Source organism: Ensifer adhaerens (genome assembly GCF_001270265.1).
GTDB classification, from domain to species: Bacteria; Pseudomonadota; Alphaproteobacteria; order Rhizobiales; family Rhizobiaceae; genus Ensifer; species Ensifer adhaerens_B.
Genome location: NZ_LGAP01000021.1, coordinates 77,431 through 92,968, shown reverse-complemented (window position 1 = coordinate 92,968; position 15,538 = coordinate 77,431). Strand labels below are relative to the sequence as shown.

General features: G+C 62.2%; 16 protein-coding genes. 7 read left to right on the top strand and 9 right to left on the bottom strand.

Annotated elements, in window-relative coordinates:
• Positions 1-186: 186 nt before the first annotated feature.
• A complete protein-coding gene (locus AC244_RS24360) occupies positions 187-1,389 on the top strand; it encodes a sensor histidine kinase (RefSeq protein WP_053251407.1) in 1,203 nt (400 codons plus the stop codon).
• Positions 1,390-1,556: 167 nt separating this feature from the next.
• Here the strand turns inward: AC244_RS24360 and AC244_RS38280 are convergent, their stop codons facing one another.
• A complete protein-coding gene (locus tag AC244_RS38280) occupies positions 1,557-1,760 on the bottom strand; it encodes a hypothetical protein (protein WP_082367086.1) in 204 nt (67 codons plus the stop codon).
• Positions 1,761-1,998: 238 nt separating this feature from the next.
• Between AC244_RS38280 and AC244_RS24350 the strand changes: the two genes are divergently transcribed.
• The 5 genes from AC244_RS24350 (at position 1,999) to AC244_RS36680 (ending at position 4,321) form a co-directional block, all read left to right on the top strand.
• Positions 1,999-2,262: a hypothetical protein gene (locus tag AC244_RS24350; protein WP_234717015.1), complete on the top strand. Its 264-nt coding sequence runs from the start codon at positions 1,999-2,001 to the stop codon at positions 2,260-2,262.
• Between the two features lie 381 nt (positions 2,263-2,643).
• The gene (locus AC244_RS24345; protein WP_053251405.1) at positions 2,644-2,982 is read left to right on the top strand and encodes a helix-turn-helix domain-containing protein; all 339 of its coding nucleotides are present in this window, start codon (positions 2,644-2,646) and stop codon (positions 2,980-2,982) included.
• A 127-nt stretch (positions 2,983-3,109) separates the two neighbouring features.
• Positions 3,110-3,538 carry a hypothetical protein gene (locus AC244_RS35635; protein ID WP_082367085.1) on the top strand — a complete coding sequence of 143 codons (429 nt, stop codon included), beginning with the start codon at positions 3,110-3,112 and terminating at the stop codon, positions 3,536-3,538.
• Between the two features lie 202 nt (positions 3,539-3,740).
• Entirely contained in the window at positions 3,741-4,013 is a 273-nt protein-coding gene (locus AC244_RS24340) for a DUF5334 family protein (protein ID WP_053251404.1), read from the top strand.
• A gap of 119 nt (positions 4,014-4,132) precedes the next feature.
• Positions 4,133-4,321, top strand: a complete 189-nt coding sequence (locus tag AC244_RS36680; RefSeq protein WP_234717014.1) for an outer membrane protein — start codon at positions 4,133-4,135, stop codon at positions 4,319-4,321.
• Positions 4,322-4,482: 161 nt separating this feature from the next.
• On the opposite strand, the gene AC244_RS24335 is transcribed toward AC244_RS36680, so the two are convergent.
• The 8 genes from AC244_RS24335 to AC244_RS24300 all read right to left on the bottom strand — a co-directional run bounded on the left by AC244_RS24335 (position 4,483) and on the right by AC244_RS24300 (position 14,310).
• Entirely contained in the window at positions 4,483-6,015 is a 1,533-nt protein-coding gene (locus tag AC244_RS24335; RefSeq protein WP_053251403.1) for an FGGY-family carbohydrate kinase, read from the bottom strand.
• Between the two features lie 54 nt (positions 6,016-6,069).
• A complete protein-coding gene (locus AC244_RS24330) occupies positions 6,070-6,888 on the bottom strand; it encodes a class I fructose-bisphosphate aldolase (protein ID WP_202596113.1) in 819 nt (272 codons plus the stop codon).
• A complete protein-coding gene (locus AC244_RS24325; RefSeq protein ID WP_053251401.1) occupies positions 6,885-8,633 on the bottom strand; it encodes a glycerol-3-phosphate dehydrogenase/oxidase in 1,749 nt (582 codons plus the stop codon). The genes AC244_RS24330 and AC244_RS24325 overlap by 4 nt, the downstream gene beginning before the upstream one ends.
• Positions 8,634-8,645: 12 nt before the next feature.
• A complete protein-coding gene (locus tag AC244_RS24320; protein WP_053251400.1) occupies positions 8,646-9,641 on the bottom strand; it encodes an aldo/keto reductase in 996 nt (331 codons plus the stop codon).
• Positions 9,638-10,648 carry a sugar-binding transcriptional regulator gene (locus tag AC244_RS24315; RefSeq protein ID WP_053251399.1) on the bottom strand — a complete coding sequence of 337 codons (1,011 nt, stop codon included), beginning with the start codon at positions 10,646-10,648 and terminating at the stop codon, positions 9,638-9,640. The genes AC244_RS24320 and AC244_RS24315 overlap by 4 nt, the downstream gene beginning before the upstream one ends.
• A gap of 2 nt (positions 10,649-10,650) precedes the next feature.
• The gene (locus AC244_RS24310) at positions 10,651-11,640 is read right to left on the bottom strand and encodes an ABC transporter permease (RefSeq protein WP_053251398.1); all 990 of its coding nucleotides are present in this window, start codon (positions 11,638-11,640) and stop codon (positions 10,651-10,653) included.
• Between the two features lie 28 nt (positions 11,641-11,668).
• Positions 11,669-13,216, bottom strand: coding sequence for a sugar ABC transporter ATP-binding protein (locus tag AC244_RS24305; protein ID WP_053251397.1), 1,548 nt, complete (start codon positions 13,214-13,216; stop codon positions 11,669-11,671).
• 65 nt (positions 13,217-13,281) lie between these two features.
• Positions 13,282-14,310: a substrate-binding domain-containing protein gene (locus AC244_RS24300; RefSeq protein ID WP_053251396.1), complete on the bottom strand. Its 1,029-nt coding sequence runs from the start codon at positions 14,308-14,310 to the stop codon at positions 13,282-13,284.
• Between the two features lie 233 nt (positions 14,311-14,543).
• Between AC244_RS24300 and AC244_RS24295 the strand changes: the two genes are divergently transcribed.
• A complete protein-coding gene (locus tag AC244_RS24295) occupies positions 14,544-15,530 on the top strand; it encodes a LacI family DNA-binding transcriptional regulator (protein ID WP_053251395.1) in 987 nt (328 codons plus the stop codon).
• Positions 15,531-15,538: the final 8 nt, after the last annotated feature.

Sequence of the window (15,538 nt, the reverse complement as noted above, 5' to 3'; positions counted from 1 at the left end):
TTGAGAGGAATCGCGGCGCCATTTTCCGAATCGTCGGATAGCGCTGGAGCATTTCGACGTCGCCGTCGATGACATCCGGCGCGATCAGCGTATCGACCGCTTCCACACTGGTCGTGAAGGCCGGCCACTGTATGGCACGTTCGATGGCTTTGGCGATGTCCTCGCCTTTCTCCCTGGCCTCGATGATTGCATGTACTTGATGCCAGTTCGGCTTCGATCGCCGCCGGCGCCGTTACGCCCGACCAGAAACTGGCGCTGAAAGATACGCCCGAGCTGCGGGCCGTGCTCGCCGAGACGCCCGGCTTCTGGTTCATCGTGCGCAACGAGCGCGGCGAAACCGTCCGCAGCGGTCCGGCGCCCGACGCCTATCGCAGCATTGGCGAGCATCTCGACCGCGTGACCTTTGCCGACATCCGGGACGGCATGGAGCCCTACATGCTTTCGGCGATCGTCCGCGCGATCGAGGCCGAGAACGGCACCTATACGGTTCTGACCGGGGGCGGACGCCTTTGGCGCACCTCGTTCGCCGTATTCTTCCTGACGAACCTCCTGTTGCTGCCGATCGTGCTGATCCGCGTTCTCATCCCCGCATTCGCCATTCCGATCATCGGCCGCGCCTTTTCCAGCCTTGCCGAAGTCGCCGACCACGCCAGGAGCATCGACGTCGACCGCCGGGGCGCCCGCCTGCCCGATGGCCGCGTCCCCGGCGAAGTCCGCCCGCTCGTGGAAGCGGTCAACGGTGCGCTGCAGCGCTTGGACGATAGCTACGAGCGCCGGCAGCGCTTCATCATGGATGCCGCCCACGAGCTGAGGACGCCGGTCGCGATCCTGCAGAACCGCCTTGAGGGCATGGATCTCAGCCCCTTGCGCAGCGGTCTTCTGGTCGATGCCGCCCGCATTGCCGGTCTTGCCGAGCAATTGCTGGACCTGGAACACATAGACCGCGACGGCACTCTTTTCGTTCCCCTTGATCTGGTGGCACTTGGTCGCGATGTGGCAGCCGGTCTCGCCCCTCTGGCACTTTCGGCCGGCTGCGATATCTCCTTTACCCATGGCCCCGAACAGGTCGGCGCGCACGGGGACGCAGGCGCCTTGGAGCGTGCCGTCACCAATCTGGTGCGCAACGCGATCGAGCATGCGGGCGGCATGATCTCCGTTCACGTCGAGCATGGCGGCATCATCGAGGTCAGTGACGAAGGCCCCGGCATTCCCGAAAGCGAAAGGGAACGGATCTTCGAGCCGTTTCACCGGTTGCAGCCGCGCGACCATGGCGCAGGCCTTGGCCTGCATCTGGTCAGCGAGATTGTCAGTCGCCACAAGGGCCACATATCGGTGGTCTGCGCTCCGACCGGCGGCGCCTGCTTCCGCATGACGCTACCGGCGGCTTGAGACGGTCGACGGCTGCCCGCCGCCCCATCTTCGCCGAACGCTTTCGCTTGAGCCACAGTGTCGTCCGCCTCCACGATCATGACCGGGATCATCTTCACGTATGGATTGGAGGCGGCGGCGATGGCGGTGTGTTGCTTCACGTTGGACGAAAACGAAGGGGCATAGCGCTATTTCTGCTTCCGCAAGTTGGGAAATGGGTCTCGCCCCAACGCACTGGCAACCTTCCGCCAATCACGTCCGCCCATCCCAGGTATCCGCAGCGCGTCTGTGACGGAGAGATGTTGCATATCTCCGACCGTCTCATATCCAAGCTGGTTAAGCTCGGCGAGGAGCCATGGCTTCAGTTTCAAGTCTGCGAGTTTCGTGTCCATGTCCACATAAGATCAGGCCGACTCGTAGGATGCGGCTGCAGCGCGCCCGAAAAAACCAAGCAGCCGATGATCGAGCACTCTCCGGCGGAGCCCATTGTTGGGGACATCTGCGCTGGCCCCGTCGTCACCTTTCGGGCTGTTTCTTTCGGCACCTACCCCTAAATCTTGCTAGCATTTCTGTCACTAGCGGCCCGATCGGATCTCGTCCTAGCCTGCCGGTTGTAACGGAGGACCTGACATGACCGGAAACCAAAGGCGCCTGATGAAGGCGAGCGAAATTCCTGACTTCGTGGACGAAGTGATCGCTGCTGGGTGCGACATTAGCGCCGTGGCGCACAATATGTATGTCATTGGCGATGTCGAGGAGCAGGAGCAAGCGAAAGAGGAGCTCGACCGAATAGGAGAGAAGTACGGCGACCGCGACTTTCTGAAACTGGAAATCGTCGCTTACCTCCGGTCGATCGGAACGTTCGTGGACGTCATGCCGGAAGCGCGGCACTAGCCGCGGCGTCGGCCGACCTCCTACCGCGTCATTTCCTCTTCAAAGTCACGAATTGCCTGCTCAGCCCAGGGATCATCAAAAATCGTCGCGCTGGCAGCGTCGGCTGTCCGCCTACGTCCAACCAACCACCTCCTGATAAGACGCAAGATCCACATCTGGTCGCCTCCCCCTGTACCGAGATCCAACCTTAGCCCCTCGTAGACTTCGGATGGATCTCGGCCGCCGCAAGGCGTTGCGGCGCGGCCTGATCGCATCTCCGCGGTGAACCTAACATGAATGCAGGGTACCGCAGACACTGGGGGCGCCACCCGCAGATCTGCGAGTTGCCAACAGAGGTGCATGGCACCATATAGGCCCGATCCAGCGGCGGAGGGTGTATACATGGGCAAGACGATGACCGAAAGCTCGATGGCGCTTTCCCTGCAGATTGGTGAGCGTCTGAGAGCAATTCGCCAAACGCGGGGGCTTTCCCAGGAGAAGGTCGCGACAGCTCTTGGCCTAACGTTCCAGCAGCTACAGAAATATGAACGCGGGACGAACCGCATCTCCGTGCCCACACTGATTCAAATCTGCGAAGTATTGAATGCGCACCCCATGGAGATCATCGGAAACTTTCCGGAGGATGACGGCGCCGAGAAACCGAACGTTTTGCTTCAGCGTCTAGAGGCTGCGCAGCGGAAACTGGATAAGATTCGGAAAGTGCTCGCTGATCGAGACTGACGCTGACCGGCAGCCTTTCCCGCGGCGTTTTTTTGACCGAGAAGCGCACAACAACGCTAATTTAGCGCCGAGGGCTCGACTCTTCGTTAAGTTGTGCGATGATCCCCTAGGGTATTGGGGAAAACAATTGAAATCTGATATTTTGGCGCGGCTTGGTCTAGCCGCGGCGATAGCATTTGCCTTGTCGAACTGCACAACGACACAGGCAGATTTTCGCAAGAATCCCGCGGGTGTCAGTAAGTCGGCACTCTGTCGGACTTTCATAACGAACACTGATCTTAACTTTACGCAAGAACTCACCGGCGAGCTCGCACGTCGCCGCATCGACCCAATCGAATGCGTCAACATGGTACAGCAGGAGAACCAAGCTGCGGCCGCTGTCGTCGCTGTCGCACTGGTGGGAACCGCCATTGCCGTCTGCGCAAACAATTACTGCGGTGGCGGCTACTATCCCACGCGAACTTACACCGGAAATTGCCAATACAATTGGCAGCGGGACGCCGCCGGCAACCGTTGTGGCAGAAGAAGCGCTTACTCGAAGCCAGGAGGATGGTAATGCGGTTTGAGAAGTTTCTTAGCCTCACGCGATTTGCATTGGCTATAGCGCTGGCTGTCACTCCTGCCAGCTTCGCAACGGCACACGGGGGTGGATGCCGAAAAAGCTCGCCTTCTGGTCAATGCTGCCACATGGACAGGCAAGCTGGATCTGTGCATTGCCATTGAGATTAGGCTGCAACAGGCATGAGAGGGAGAAATGGATGAACCGCGTAATTTTGATCGTACTAGCTGCTGTGCTTTCCGGGCCTGCGTACGGTTGGGACGGTACCGACACAGAAACGGGTGCGTCCATTGAGATCGGGAAGGGCAACTTGGTCCGCGAAGGACGGGATATCGAGATCTACGACAACGAGACCGGCGACTATCGTGACGTGACCATCGAAGACATCAATCGCCATGGATCGGGCGTCGAGATCGAAGTGTACGACAGCGAAAGCGGCGAGTACCGCACCTTCGAGATGGAAGACGACTGATTGTCCGCTATCTGCACTGATGTGTAATGATATTGCCTGATGCCGCTTATCAATGCCCGTCTACGGCACCGCCGGTTATGCCATGACAAACTACAAGAAGGGCGGCGGCGTCCAGAACGATGTCGGCTTCAAGGATGGTTATCTCCTACGGCGCTGGCGTCGAGCAGGCCTTCGCTGGCGGTCTCTCGGCGAAGATCGAGTACAACTACATCACCACGCCCGACGTCCGTACCAACACGGCCTTCGGATCGAGCGAAAAGGACATCAACAGCCACGTCATCAAGGCCGGCGTGAACATGCGGTTCTGATGCCTCCCCGGTGATTGCAGTGCCGTTGCCCAATCCTCCCGAGGCGGCGGCGCTCAGATCGGCGCGCAGCGATCAAGCCGATGGCCGGTCCCGGCCCTCGGCCCTACTGCTTCGGTTGTCTGGGCGACCGACGGCTACGTTGTCTGGTCGCCCTTCCAGCGCTAGGCGGCCGCCTCGGAGACTTCAACTTCGGCATTCGAAAGACGCCGCCAGATCGGCGCCATCGCCTCGGCGATATCCCGATAAAGCTCGTATCGTCGGGTGTAGTGGCGTGCCATGGCCGCGTTCGGGCGGTAATGACGTTCTGTCCTTACCATGGCAGCAGCTCCCTCCGAGAAATCGGCGAAAAGGCCTGCTCCGGTGCCCGCGGCAATTGCAGCGCCCAGCGCACCGGTTTCGCGCGAACGGGCGACCGACACCGGAACCCCAAGCACGTCGGCAAAGATCTGCGGCCAGATCAGGCTGCGCGATCCACCGCCCGAAAGCACTGCCTCGTCGAAGGTCGCTCCCGCCGCGCGCATGGTGGCGATATGCTGGCGATGGCCGAAGGCGACACCTTCGAGAACTGCGCGCACTAGGTGACCCTTCGTGTGCCAGCCGGCGACGCCGTAAAAACCGGCGCGGGCATTGCCGTCCTGCTGCGCGCCATAAAGGAACGGATGATAGATCGGGTCGTTGGCGACCGGCTCGATATCGGCTGCAAGCGAGCAGCAGACATCGAACGGCGATCGCCCGTCTTCAATACCGCTATCGGCAAAGAACTCGCGCACCAGCCATTCGAGATTGGCCGCCGACGTCGCGCTCGATTCGATTGCCATATAGCGGCCGCGATCGAAGGTGGACGACATGAACACCGGGCCGGAAAGGTCGGGGCCATCGATGATCACCTGGTTGATGCTCCAGGTCCCGGCAATGATGGAGGCAGCACCCGTGCGCGTGACGCCCGAGCCGATTGCCGAGGCGACGACATCGAAGAGACCACCGACCACCGGCGTGCCCGCAGCGAGCCCTGTCTGCGCTGCCGCCTCAGGCGTGACCGTGCCGACGACATCGGCACTTTCGGCGAGGTCAGGCAAGAGGCCGGTTGCCTCGCCGAGATCGAAGGCCGCCATCAGATCGCGATCGTAGCGGCGGTTGACGACGTTCAGCAGACCGCAGCCGGTCATATCCGAGACGTCGCTAACCCGCTTGCCGGTCAAGCGGTTGACGATGAAGTCTTTGCACAGAAACACTGTGCCGATCCTGGCGAAGGTCTCCGGCTGGTAGCGCTTGAGCCAGGCGAGCAAGGTTGGCGTCTGCGACGGCCAGGGGCGTTGCCGGCCGATGGCATAGGTGCGGTCTCCAACGCCTTGCGCCTTCCATTCCTCGACCAGTCCGGCGGCACGTGTATCGAGCGACTGAATGCCGAGAAGCGGCTCGCCGCCCTGATCGAGCGCATAAAGTCCGTTGCCGTGACCGGCGCAACCGATCGCGACGATCTCTTCAGCACGGATGCCCGCACGCTCGACGCATTGGCGGATGACTGCCCGGGCATGGGTCCACAGCTCTTCGAGCCCCCGCTCGACATGCCCGGGCCGCGGAACCCGGCTGTGCCCCTCCTGCGCAGCCGCCGCGATCTCGTTGCCCTCAAGGTCGAAAATCACCGCCTTGATGACGGTGTTTCCGGCGTCGAGTCCCAAAAGATAGTCTGCCATAAAAGAACCCCTCCCAAGGTTCGGATCGTCGTCCTCATACCAGCCTGGCTGATATTAGCCTTGCTGATACAATGCGAAGGCGGCTTCGCCATCGGCGTCTTCATGCACGATGGCCATCAATCCACGGACGACGGCGCTCGGGTTTGCATGCTGGTAGATATTGCGCCCATAGACCATGCCCACAGCACCCTGCCGCATCAAGGCTGCGGACTTGTCAAACACGGCGCGCAGGTCCTCCTTGCCGCCACCACGCACCAGAACCGGGCAGCGAGCCGCCTCCACCACGCGGTGGAAATCCTCGGCATTCGTCGTTGGATCGGCCTTGACGATGTCGGCGCCCATCTCACGGGCGAGCCTCGTAAGCGTGACGATCTTTTCCGCATCTCCATCGACCATGTAGCCGCCGCGTTCGGTGACCGGCTGCATGACCAGCGGCTCGATCATCAGCGGCATTCCGTATTTTTCGCAATCGGCGCGCACGCGCGAAATGTTCGTGACGCACTGGCGGAAGAGATCCGGCTCGTCGGGCAACATGAACAGGTTGACGACCACGCAGGCGGCATCCATCTCCAGTGCCCCGATCAGCGGCTCGGCCTCGTTTTGCAGCACCGCCCACATGTCGCGGTGGCGAATGCGATTGTAGGGGTTGCCCATGTCGATGCGCATGACGAGAGCAGGCTTGTCCTTGCCGGGAAGATCCTGGAGCAGATCGGCTTGGCCATAATTCATCTGGATCGCATCAGGCTTGGCGTCGACCAAGGCCTTGACGACGGATTGCATGTTCTCCAGACCGTCGAGGAACGACGGCTCGTTGCAGACGCCATGGTCGATGGCCACATCCAGGCAGCGCTCTGCGCCAAAAAGACGGTTCATCCGGACCTTGCGGTTGTTTCGCATAATGCACTCCTTTGTTCGTTCCGTGCGGAAAGCGTGTCTTCGTCGACGCCGTGGCGTTCGAGGAGAAGGGTGAGAAAACGGGCGCGCTCATGTGCCTGGCGGGCCACGGGCCAATGCTTTTCGGCGGCCAGCAGCGCGAGCACGACATCCGTCATTTCGAGCGAAAGCTCGCCGGTGATCGCCAGCGTCGTGCGGCGAAGCAAGAGGTCGTCGAGGTGCTCCACCTTCTCGCTGCGGATCAGCAGTTGCACTTCCCGCGTAGAATAGGCCGGATGCGGAAGCGGGGCGTCGGGGGCAGCCGCGACGAACGCGGCGACGCGCTCGGCGTCTGTCCCGTAGCGCTCGAACAGCGTAGCCACGCGTATCGGAGAAAGCGCCGTCGCCGCGGCAACCCGTGCGATCCAGGCTTCGCGGTCGGCGGGAAAGTCCCGACCGCCACCGATCGCCCGATCGACTGTCGCCACGCGGCGAGGCCGGACCAACCGTTCCAGCACGAGATCGGCCGCCAGTTCGCCGAAGGAGCGGAAGGTCGTCCATTTGCCACCGATCATGCACAGCACCGGGGGGCCGGCATCGGCGGTCTCGACGAAGGTGCAATAATGATCGCGTGGAATGCGGCCGGTAAAACTGTCCTTGCTCGCAGGCAGCGGCCGCACGCCGGAAAACTGGAAGACGATCTCGTCGGTTCGCACCTTGATCGTCGGCAGGACGAAGGCGAGCGACTGCAGGATATAGTCCCGTTCCGCCGTCTCGCAGCGAACGGTTTCCGGATCGTCGACGCGAATGTCGGTGGAGCCGACCAGAACCTTGCCGAGATAGGGAAACAGGATGCAGATGCGCCCGTCCTCGTTCTCGTAATAGATCATGTGGCCATCGAGGGCGCGCGTCAGATCGTCGTTGTCGATAATGAGATGCGACCCCTTGGTGCCACCCATTAATGGCGCCGGCCGCACTGGCCCGGAAAACAGGCTCTGATTGGCGATGTCGATCCAGCCGCCGGTGGCGTTGACGACCAAGGTCGGCTCGATCGAAATCTCCGTGCCGGAAATATTGTCTCGCACGGCGTAGCGTCCCGGGGCGGTCAACTTGAGCTCGCCATAGTTGACGGCGCGTGCATGCGCGCCGGCCGACAGACCGTCCTGAAGCAGTTCGATGCCCAGGCGCTCGGGTTGACTGACCCAGGCGTCATAATAGGTCGCGGAATTCTTGATCGCGGGATTGAGCGCCGGCCATCGGCCAAGCGTCGAGCGCCGCCCGCGAAACTCGTGACGGGGCATCAACGCGCGCTTGCGTGTCAGAAAATCGTAGATGGCGAGCCCCGCCTTGATGACGACGGCCCCGCGGCGGCTCGGCCGGCGGGAAAGCCCAAGAAACCGGACGGCGCCGTTGGCAAGGCCGGAAAACACATCGAAGACCGGAACCGTCGTCGGCAGCGGACCGACATAGTGCGGCGCGTTGCGCAGCAACCGGTCGCGCTCGACAAGCGATTCCCGCACCAGGCTGAATTCACCGTTTTCGAGATACCGCAGCCCGCCATGAACCATTCGCGACAGCGCGGCGCTGGCACCGGAACAGAAATCGTGTTTCTCGACGAGCACGACATTGACGCCCTGCAGCGCCAGTTCGCGAAAGACGCTGAGGCCGTTGATGCCGCCGCCGAGGACGCACACGTCCACCTTCGGGCTCTGGCGGAGCCCGTCAAAAATCTCTTCTCGGTTCATGATGGCGGTCCGTTACCTATCCATATCAGCGAGCTTCGCCGCTATCGCTTCGTCGATCGTCGCGAGATCCTGACCATCGAGCCGGATCGTCCCCGCGCGGGCGTTGTCGAGCGCCTGCGCCGGATTGCGCGCGCCGCAAAGGGCAAAGGTCACGCCGGGTTGGGCGAGCGTCCAGGCAATGACCGTTTGCGCGATACTGGCCGCATGCTTCTCGGCGATGGGCCGTATCGCCTCGGCAAAGGCCGTCGCCTTCTCGCGGTTATCGACGGAGAAGCGCGGATTGTCGCGGCGCTGATCGTCTCCGGAAAACACCCGGTCCGGTCCAACGGTGCCGGACAGCAGTCCCAGGGCCAACGAGGAGTAGCTCAACGTCGCAATGCCGTTGCCAGTCGTCAGCGGCAGCAGTTCTGCCTCAATCTCGCGATCAATCATGCTGAAGCGCTCCTGGATCGCATCGAGCCGGCCGGTCGCGATATAAGCCTCCAGCTCTGCCCGGTCGACGTTGCTGGCGCCGATCGCCCGGATTTTGCCGGCACTTTTGAGGTCTTCGAGCGCCCGCACCGTTTCCTCGATCGGCGTCGTCGGATCCTGCCAATGGGTGATGTAGAGATCGATATAGTCCGTCGCCAGCCGCCTCAGGCTCTCTTCGACCTCGTGAACGATGGCGTCACGGCCGAGATAGCGGTGAACCGGCTTGCCGTCCTGATCGAAGAAATGCCGGCCCTTCGTCGTGTGCCAGACGAGGCCGCATTTGGTCGCGATCACCGCCTTGTCGCGACGACCGGCCAGCGCCTTGCCGACGATTTCCTCGGAGCGCCCGAGGCCATAGGCGGGTGCCGTGTCGATCAAGGTCACGCCAGCGTCGAGCGAGGCCTGGATCGCGGCGATCGATTCGCCTTCATCCGTACCGCCCCACATCCAGCCGCCGATCGCCCAGGTACCGAGACCGACGGCGGATGCCTTGACACCGGAGCAGCCGATCTCGCGCGTCAACTGTTCACTGCTCATGCCGAAAGTCCCTTTTCGCTTGCCATGGCAAGGATGCGCTCGCCGGTCGCCTCGTCGGTCACGAGTGTATCGAGATGCCTGCCACGCAGGACGCTGAGAATGGGTCCGGCCTTGTTGGGCCCGCTCGCCACGCCGATCTTGGTCGGGATCGATGCGAACTCGTCGAGCGTCAGCGAAACGAGCGAGCGATTGAGGCTGTAGTCGCAGACCCGGCCCTGATCGTCGAGCAGGTGCGCGAGCAGTTCGCAGCTTGCGCCCGACCGCTCGATCGCGGCGCGATCGGTACTGGAAGACGGGTGCAGGTCGTAGTAGCTCGAATCGTCGGAAAGGATCGAGCCGATGCCGACGATCGCCACCTTGGCTTCCCTGGCGCGTTTGAACACGTCGGCCACCGAGCGCATGTTGATCAGCATGGCGCGCTCCGCGGCGCTGTCGGCAAAGAGCGGCGCATGGATCTGATAGGACCGTCCGCCGAGCCGATCCGCCATGAGGGTCGAGACGTGGTTGACGTCGGTATAGTGCTTGCCCTGCACGCAGCCCGTCGCCGGGATCACCTCGACGTTGAGGCGCCGTGATGGCTGCAGGCCGGCAACAACGGCGCTGACGCCCTTGCCACCGGTGATGCAGATGGTGTCGCCGTCGGCGATTTCTTCCATCAGCAGTCGGGCCGCGGCTTCCCCCACCGCCTGCAGCGCCGTCTGCGGGTTGTCGGACACGGTGGGGACGACGACGGCGCGGCTGATGCCGCCAAGCGCGAGCAACTGCTCCTCCATGTCGACGAGCGGTTCGATCGGTGACTTGATCTTGATTTCGACGAGACCGAGCTGGCGTCCGCGCTTGATCAGACGGTTGACCGTCGGCTGGGAAATGCCGAGCCGGTCGGCAATCTGCGACTGTGTCAAACCTTCGAGGAAGTGCAGCACCAGGGCCTGGTGCATCTGCCGGGCGACGACAAGTTCCTCGCGTGCGCTGGAGATGATGTTTTGCTTGGGGTTGGCGATCGGCATGTTCAGATGGCCTTCCGCTTATGCAGGAAATGATCGATGGATACGGCGGCAAGTAGAATGCAGCCTTTGATCATATCCTGCCAATAGACCGAGACGTCGAGCAGGATCAGCGAACTGGTGACGACCGACAACAGGGCGATGCCGAGGATGGCGCCGAGGATCGTGCCCGATCCGCCATTGAGCGACGCGCCGCCGATAACGGCAGCCGCAATGATGTTGAGCTCCATGCCGACCCCGAAAGTGGGGGTGGCGGCGCCGAAGCGCGACATGTAGATGACGCCGGCGACACCGGCGAGCGTCGAGCAGAGCACTGTCACCCAGAACTTCACCTGCTTGGTCTTGATCCCGGAATAGAGCGCCGCCTTTTCGTTGCTGCCGGTGTAGAACACCTTGCGAAATGCGGTCGCCCGGCGCAGCAGGAAGTCGAACAGGATGACGACGGCGACGAAGATCAGGATGACATAGGGGATGCCCTGGAACGTGCCCTGGCCGACGGCCTTGAACGATGCCGGCAGGGTGAACAGCGACAGCGGCGTGCCCTTGGTGATGACGAGGCAAAGTCCGCGCACGATCACCATTGCCGCAAGCGACGTGATGAAATGGTTGAGCCCGACCACTGTCACGAAGAAGCCCATGATGGCGCCGATGAGGCTGCTTGCGAGGATCCCGAAGAGCGAGGCCGTCCAGGGGTCGAGGCCGGCGAGGAACAGCGATCCTGCCAGCACCATGGCAAAGCAGACGACTGAGCCTACCGCCAGATCGATGCCGCCGACGATCAAGAGGATCGTCATGCCGACGACGACGATGCCTTCGACCGAGAAGCTCATCAGCATCGCGCGCATGTTGCCGAAGGTGAGGAAATGCGGCGAGGCGAAGCTCATGACGATGCCGAGCGCGAGAATGATGGCAATCAGCCCTGCCTCGCGCATCGTGCCGATCCGTCGCCAGGCCGGAACCTGCACCTGTGTTGCAACCACCGTATCGACTGCCATTTCCACCTCCCCATTCACTCTGCTTGTCTCAGGCAACATGCTCGGCCGCCTTGATTTTTTGTGGTTCGCCGCCCTGTCCGACCCCGGATGCAAGGCGGATCACCGCCTCTTCGCTCATCTCGGCCTCGCCGAGTTCGCCGGCAATGCCGCCTTCGCGCACGACCAGCACCCGGTCGCACAGCCCCAGAAGTTCGGGCAGTTCCGACGAGATGACGACGATGCCGATGCCCGAGCGCGCGAGATCACGCAGCAGGCGGTGAATTTCCGATTTCGCACCGACGTCGATGCCGCGCGTCGGTTCGTCCATAAGAATGACCTTCGGCCGGACGGCGAGCTGCTTGGCGATTGCCACCTTCTGCTGGTTGCCGCCCGAGAGCGACGATACCGGCATGGCAATGCCGCCCATGCGCACCCCGAGCCGCCGGGTGAAATCGCGGGCGAGGTCCGCCTCCGCCTTCGCATTCATCAAGCCCAGCGGCCCGGTCAGTGCCTTCAGATCCAGCACCGAGATGTTCTGGGCAATCGACATGTCGACGAACACGCCGGACCCCTTGCGATCTTCCGAGAGATAGACAATGCCGGCATCAACAGCGTTTCGGTAGTTGCCGATCGCCTGCTTCTTGCCGTGCAGCAGCACGTCGCCGCGAACCTTCCGGCGCAGGCCGCAGATGGCTTCCGCGATCTCGGTGCGGCCGGAGCCGATCAGCCCGCCGATCCCAAGAATTTCTCCCTTGCGCAGGTCGAAGCCGACATCATCGATACGTTCGCCATCGCCAAGGCCACGAACCGACAGGATGACCTCGTCGGATTGTTCGCCCTGTGCCTGCTTTGGCGGATAGAGCTGGGTGATCTCGCGGCCGACCATGCGGCGAACGACGTCATCCGGCGTCACATCCGCAACGCGCTCCGTCGAGACGTGGCGACCGTCGCGAAAGACGGTGACGCGGTCGCACAGGCTGAAGATCTCGGCCATGCGATGGCTGATATAGATGATGGAAATGCCCGCGGCCTTCAGGTCGCGGATGATGCCGAAAAGCGCCTGCGCCTCGGCCTCTGTCAGCGCCGCCGTCGGCTCGTCGAGGATCAGCACCCGGCAATCGAGCGTCAGCGCCTTGGCGATCTCGACCAGCTGCTGGCTGGAAATGGTGAGCTCGGCGACCTTGCGGCGCACGTCGATCGGCGCCAGCCGGTTCATTACCGCCTGCGCATCTCGGGCAAGCGTGGCGTAATTCATCAGCGGCGAGCGCCGCCGGTTGGTTGCGGCCATGAACATGTTTTCCGCCACCGTCGCGTCCGGGCAAAGCGCGATCTCCTGATGGACGAGACCGATGCCGAGCGACTGGGCTGCGGCCGGCGAGGAGATCTTCGTCGGCGTGCCGTCGACGAGGATTTCTCCCTCGTTCGGCTGCAGCACGCCGGCGATGATGTTCATGAGGGTGGATTTGCCGGCGCCATTCTCGCCGCAAAGCGCATGGATCTCGCCCTTCTCAAGGTTGAAATCCACATTGGTCAGCGCCTTCACCGCTCCGAAGTGCTTGGTGACGTTGCGGACCTGAAGGACCGGCTGCGATATCATCGCCTTCTCCACTCTCGATCTTTCGGCCGGCTATCCGGACACCCGGATAGCCATGTCAAAGCCCCTTACTCGTCAATGCCCTTGGTGCCGCGACGCTTCAGGTACTTGTCCCAGTAGAAGTCGTCCGCATTGGCCGCGGTGACGATAGAGAGACCGTTGTCGACGAAGGGAATGCTCATCGGGTTGAAGCCGGAACGCTTCGCGTCGTTCATCGGGTCGATGAGCTCGGGGTGCTTGGCGAGCCACAGCAGCATGAAGCCCATATAGCCCTGCATGCCCTGGTTCGGGTTGATCGAGCCGAACACTTCACCGGCCTTGATCATGTCAAGGATGTTGGCGTTGACGTCCGCGCACATCACGAGAACCTTGCCACCGCTTTCCTTGCTAGCCTGTGCGGCACCGATCGCCGAGTTGGCTTCCGGCATGAAGACGGCGCCGAGGTTCGGGTTGGCCTGGATCAGGCTCATCAGGCCCTGATAGGCCTTGTTTGGATCCTGGTTGGATGCAGCGCGGCCGACGAATTTCATGTCGGGCCACTTTTCAGCCATGCGGCCGACGAAAGCGGCGATGCGCTTGTCGTGGTTGTCCTGGCCGGGGTTTTCCAGAACAGCATACTCGCCCTTGCCGCCCATCTTCTCGGCGATCGCGTCGGCGGCGTAGACACCTTCGCGGGTATTGTCCGAGGTGATGAACGAGATGCGCTTGGAGAGCGGCGAGTCGGCGGCAAACGTGACGACCGCGGTGCCCTGGTCGATCGCCCGGTTGATCGGCTCGATGAACGGATCTGAGTTCATCGGATGAACAAGGATGCCGGCCGGGTTCTGCGCCAGCGCCTGATCGAAGGTGGCGATCTGCTTGTTGACGTCGTATTCCGGGGTGCCGGTATATTCGGTCTCGCAGCCGAACTGCTGGCCGGCCTGCTTGAACATTTCATAGACCGGGAACCAGTATTCGACGCCCGATACCATGACGTTCATGACGTATTTTTCGCCGGGTTCGCAGCGAAACGGGTTGGCCGTCTCCGCGCTGGCAGCGCCAGCCAGAAACGTCGTTGCAATGACCGCCATTGCGGTCGTGCTCAAAAAAGTGCGCAAGCGTCCTCCTCGAGGCCGAAGCCCCTCCCAAAAACCAATCGTGCCGTCAGAAATGACCGCTGATGTGTGAGTTTGCCGGAACTCCTCCTCGACTTCCGACTGTGGAGATTAAAACCATGGCCACGGCTTCTGTCAATATAATTCATAGCATGAATAATAATTCACGACAGGGCAATCCTGTAGGTGCACAATCGGTTCAATTTCCTGTCACGGACGTTCGCTAGACACCGGCGATGGCAACCCTTCAGCAAATCGCCTTTCAAGCCGGCTGCTCATTGGCAACGGTGTCGCGCGTCCTCAAGGGAGACGGCCCCGCGAGCGACGAGATGGTCCGCCGCGTGCGGCGAGCAGCGGCCGAACTCGGTTACCGATCAGCTGCATCGAACGGACGCAGCGCCGGACGCAACAGTCCGGTCGTCGGCGTGCTCGTGCCGAGCGTGACGAATCCGGTCTTTGCAGCGTCGCTGGCCGGTATCCAGCACCGCATGCAGGCGGCCGGCCACGGCGTGCTGATTGCCCAGTCCAACTATGATCCGTCGTCCGAGGCAAAAGCGGTAAGCGCATTGCTCGAGCAAAGGCCAACGGGATTGATTGTCACCCTGTGCAATGCACATAGGAGCGAGGCGCTATCGGCGGCCCTTCCGCCGACGGTGTTGCTCAACAACCTGCCGATCGCGCGGTTTCCGGCAGCGGTGACGGTCGACAATTATCGCGCGGGCCGCGACATCACCCAGCATATCCTCCAGCACGGACACAGCCGCATCCTCTACGTCTCCGGCCATTTCGTCTCCTCCGACCGGGCGCAACTGCGATATGAAGGGTATCGGGCGGCGATGAAGGACAGTGGGCTCGACCCGCTCGCCTCCGTTCAGATCCCCTTTGTCGACGGCTATGAGCACCTCGAACTCACCGCCGCGATCGAGCGGCATCGACCAACGGCGATCATCGCTTCCAACGATCTGCTGGCGCTCGGCGTCATCAGCGCCCTCAGGCGCGAGGGCCTGTCGGTGCCAGGCGACGTTTCCGTCGCCGGCTTCGACGGCATCGCTATCGGCCGGCTGATGAACCCGTCGCTGACGACGATGACCATGCCGGATGGCGACATGGGGGTGGCGGCCGCAGCCATGTTGCTCGACATCGCCGAAAACGCCTCGCAATCCCGCCATCTGCGCCTCGGCCATCGGCTCTATGTCGGCGAGACGGTGCAGCAATTGCGCTAGGCGAAATT

Bases quoted from the DNA above. Each gene is read 5' to 3' on its own strand.
- AC244_RS24330 (WP_202596113.1), bottom strand. From the start codon at position 6,888: ATGAACCGTCTTTTTGGCGCAGAGCGCTGCCTGGATGTGGCCATCGAC.
- AC244_RS24295 (WP_053251395.1), top strand. From the start codon at position 14,544: ATGGCAACCCTTCAGCAAATCGCCTTTCAAGCCGGCTGCTCATTGGCA.
- AC244_RS36680 (WP_234717014.1), top strand. From the start codon at position 4,133: ATGTCGGCTTCAAGGATGGTTATCTCCTACGGCGCTGGCGTCGAGCAG.
- AC244_RS24345 (WP_053251405.1), top strand. From the start codon at position 2,644: ATGGGCAAGACGATGACCGAAAGCTCGATGGCGCTTTCCCTGCAGATT.
- AC244_RS24310 (WP_053251398.1), bottom strand. From the start codon at position 11,640: ATGGCAGTCGATACGGTGGTTGCAACACAGGTGCAGGTTCCGGCCTGG.
- AC244_RS24305 (WP_053251397.1), bottom strand. From the start codon at position 13,216: ATGATATCGCAGCCGGTCCTTCAGGTCCGCAACGTCACCAAGCACTTC.
- AC244_RS24320 (WP_053251400.1), bottom strand. From the start codon at position 9,641: ATGAGCAGTGAACAGTTGACGCGCGAGATCGGCTGCTCCGGTGTCAAG.
- AC244_RS24315 (WP_053251399.1), bottom strand. From the start codon at position 10,648: ATGCCGATCGCCAACCCCAAGCAAAACATCATCTCCAGCGCACGCGAG.
- AC244_RS24340 (WP_053251404.1), top strand. From the start codon at position 3,741: ATGAACCGCGTAATTTTGATCGTACTAGCTGCTGTGCTTTCCGGGCCT.
- AC244_RS38280 (WP_082367086.1), bottom strand. From the start codon at position 1,760: ATGGACACGAAACTCGCAGACTTGAAACTGAAGCCATGGCTCCTCGCC.
- AC244_RS24350 (WP_234717015.1), top strand. From the start codon at position 1,999: ATGACCGGAAACCAAAGGCGCCTGATGAAGGCGAGCGAAATTCCTGAC.
- AC244_RS24335 (WP_053251403.1), bottom strand. From the start codon at position 6,015: ATGGCAGACTATCTTTTGGGACTCGACGCCGGAAACACCGTCATCAAG.
- AC244_RS24325 (WP_053251401.1), bottom strand. From the start codon at position 8,633: ATGAACCGAGAAGAGATTTTTGACGGGCTCCGCCAGAGCCCGAAGGTG.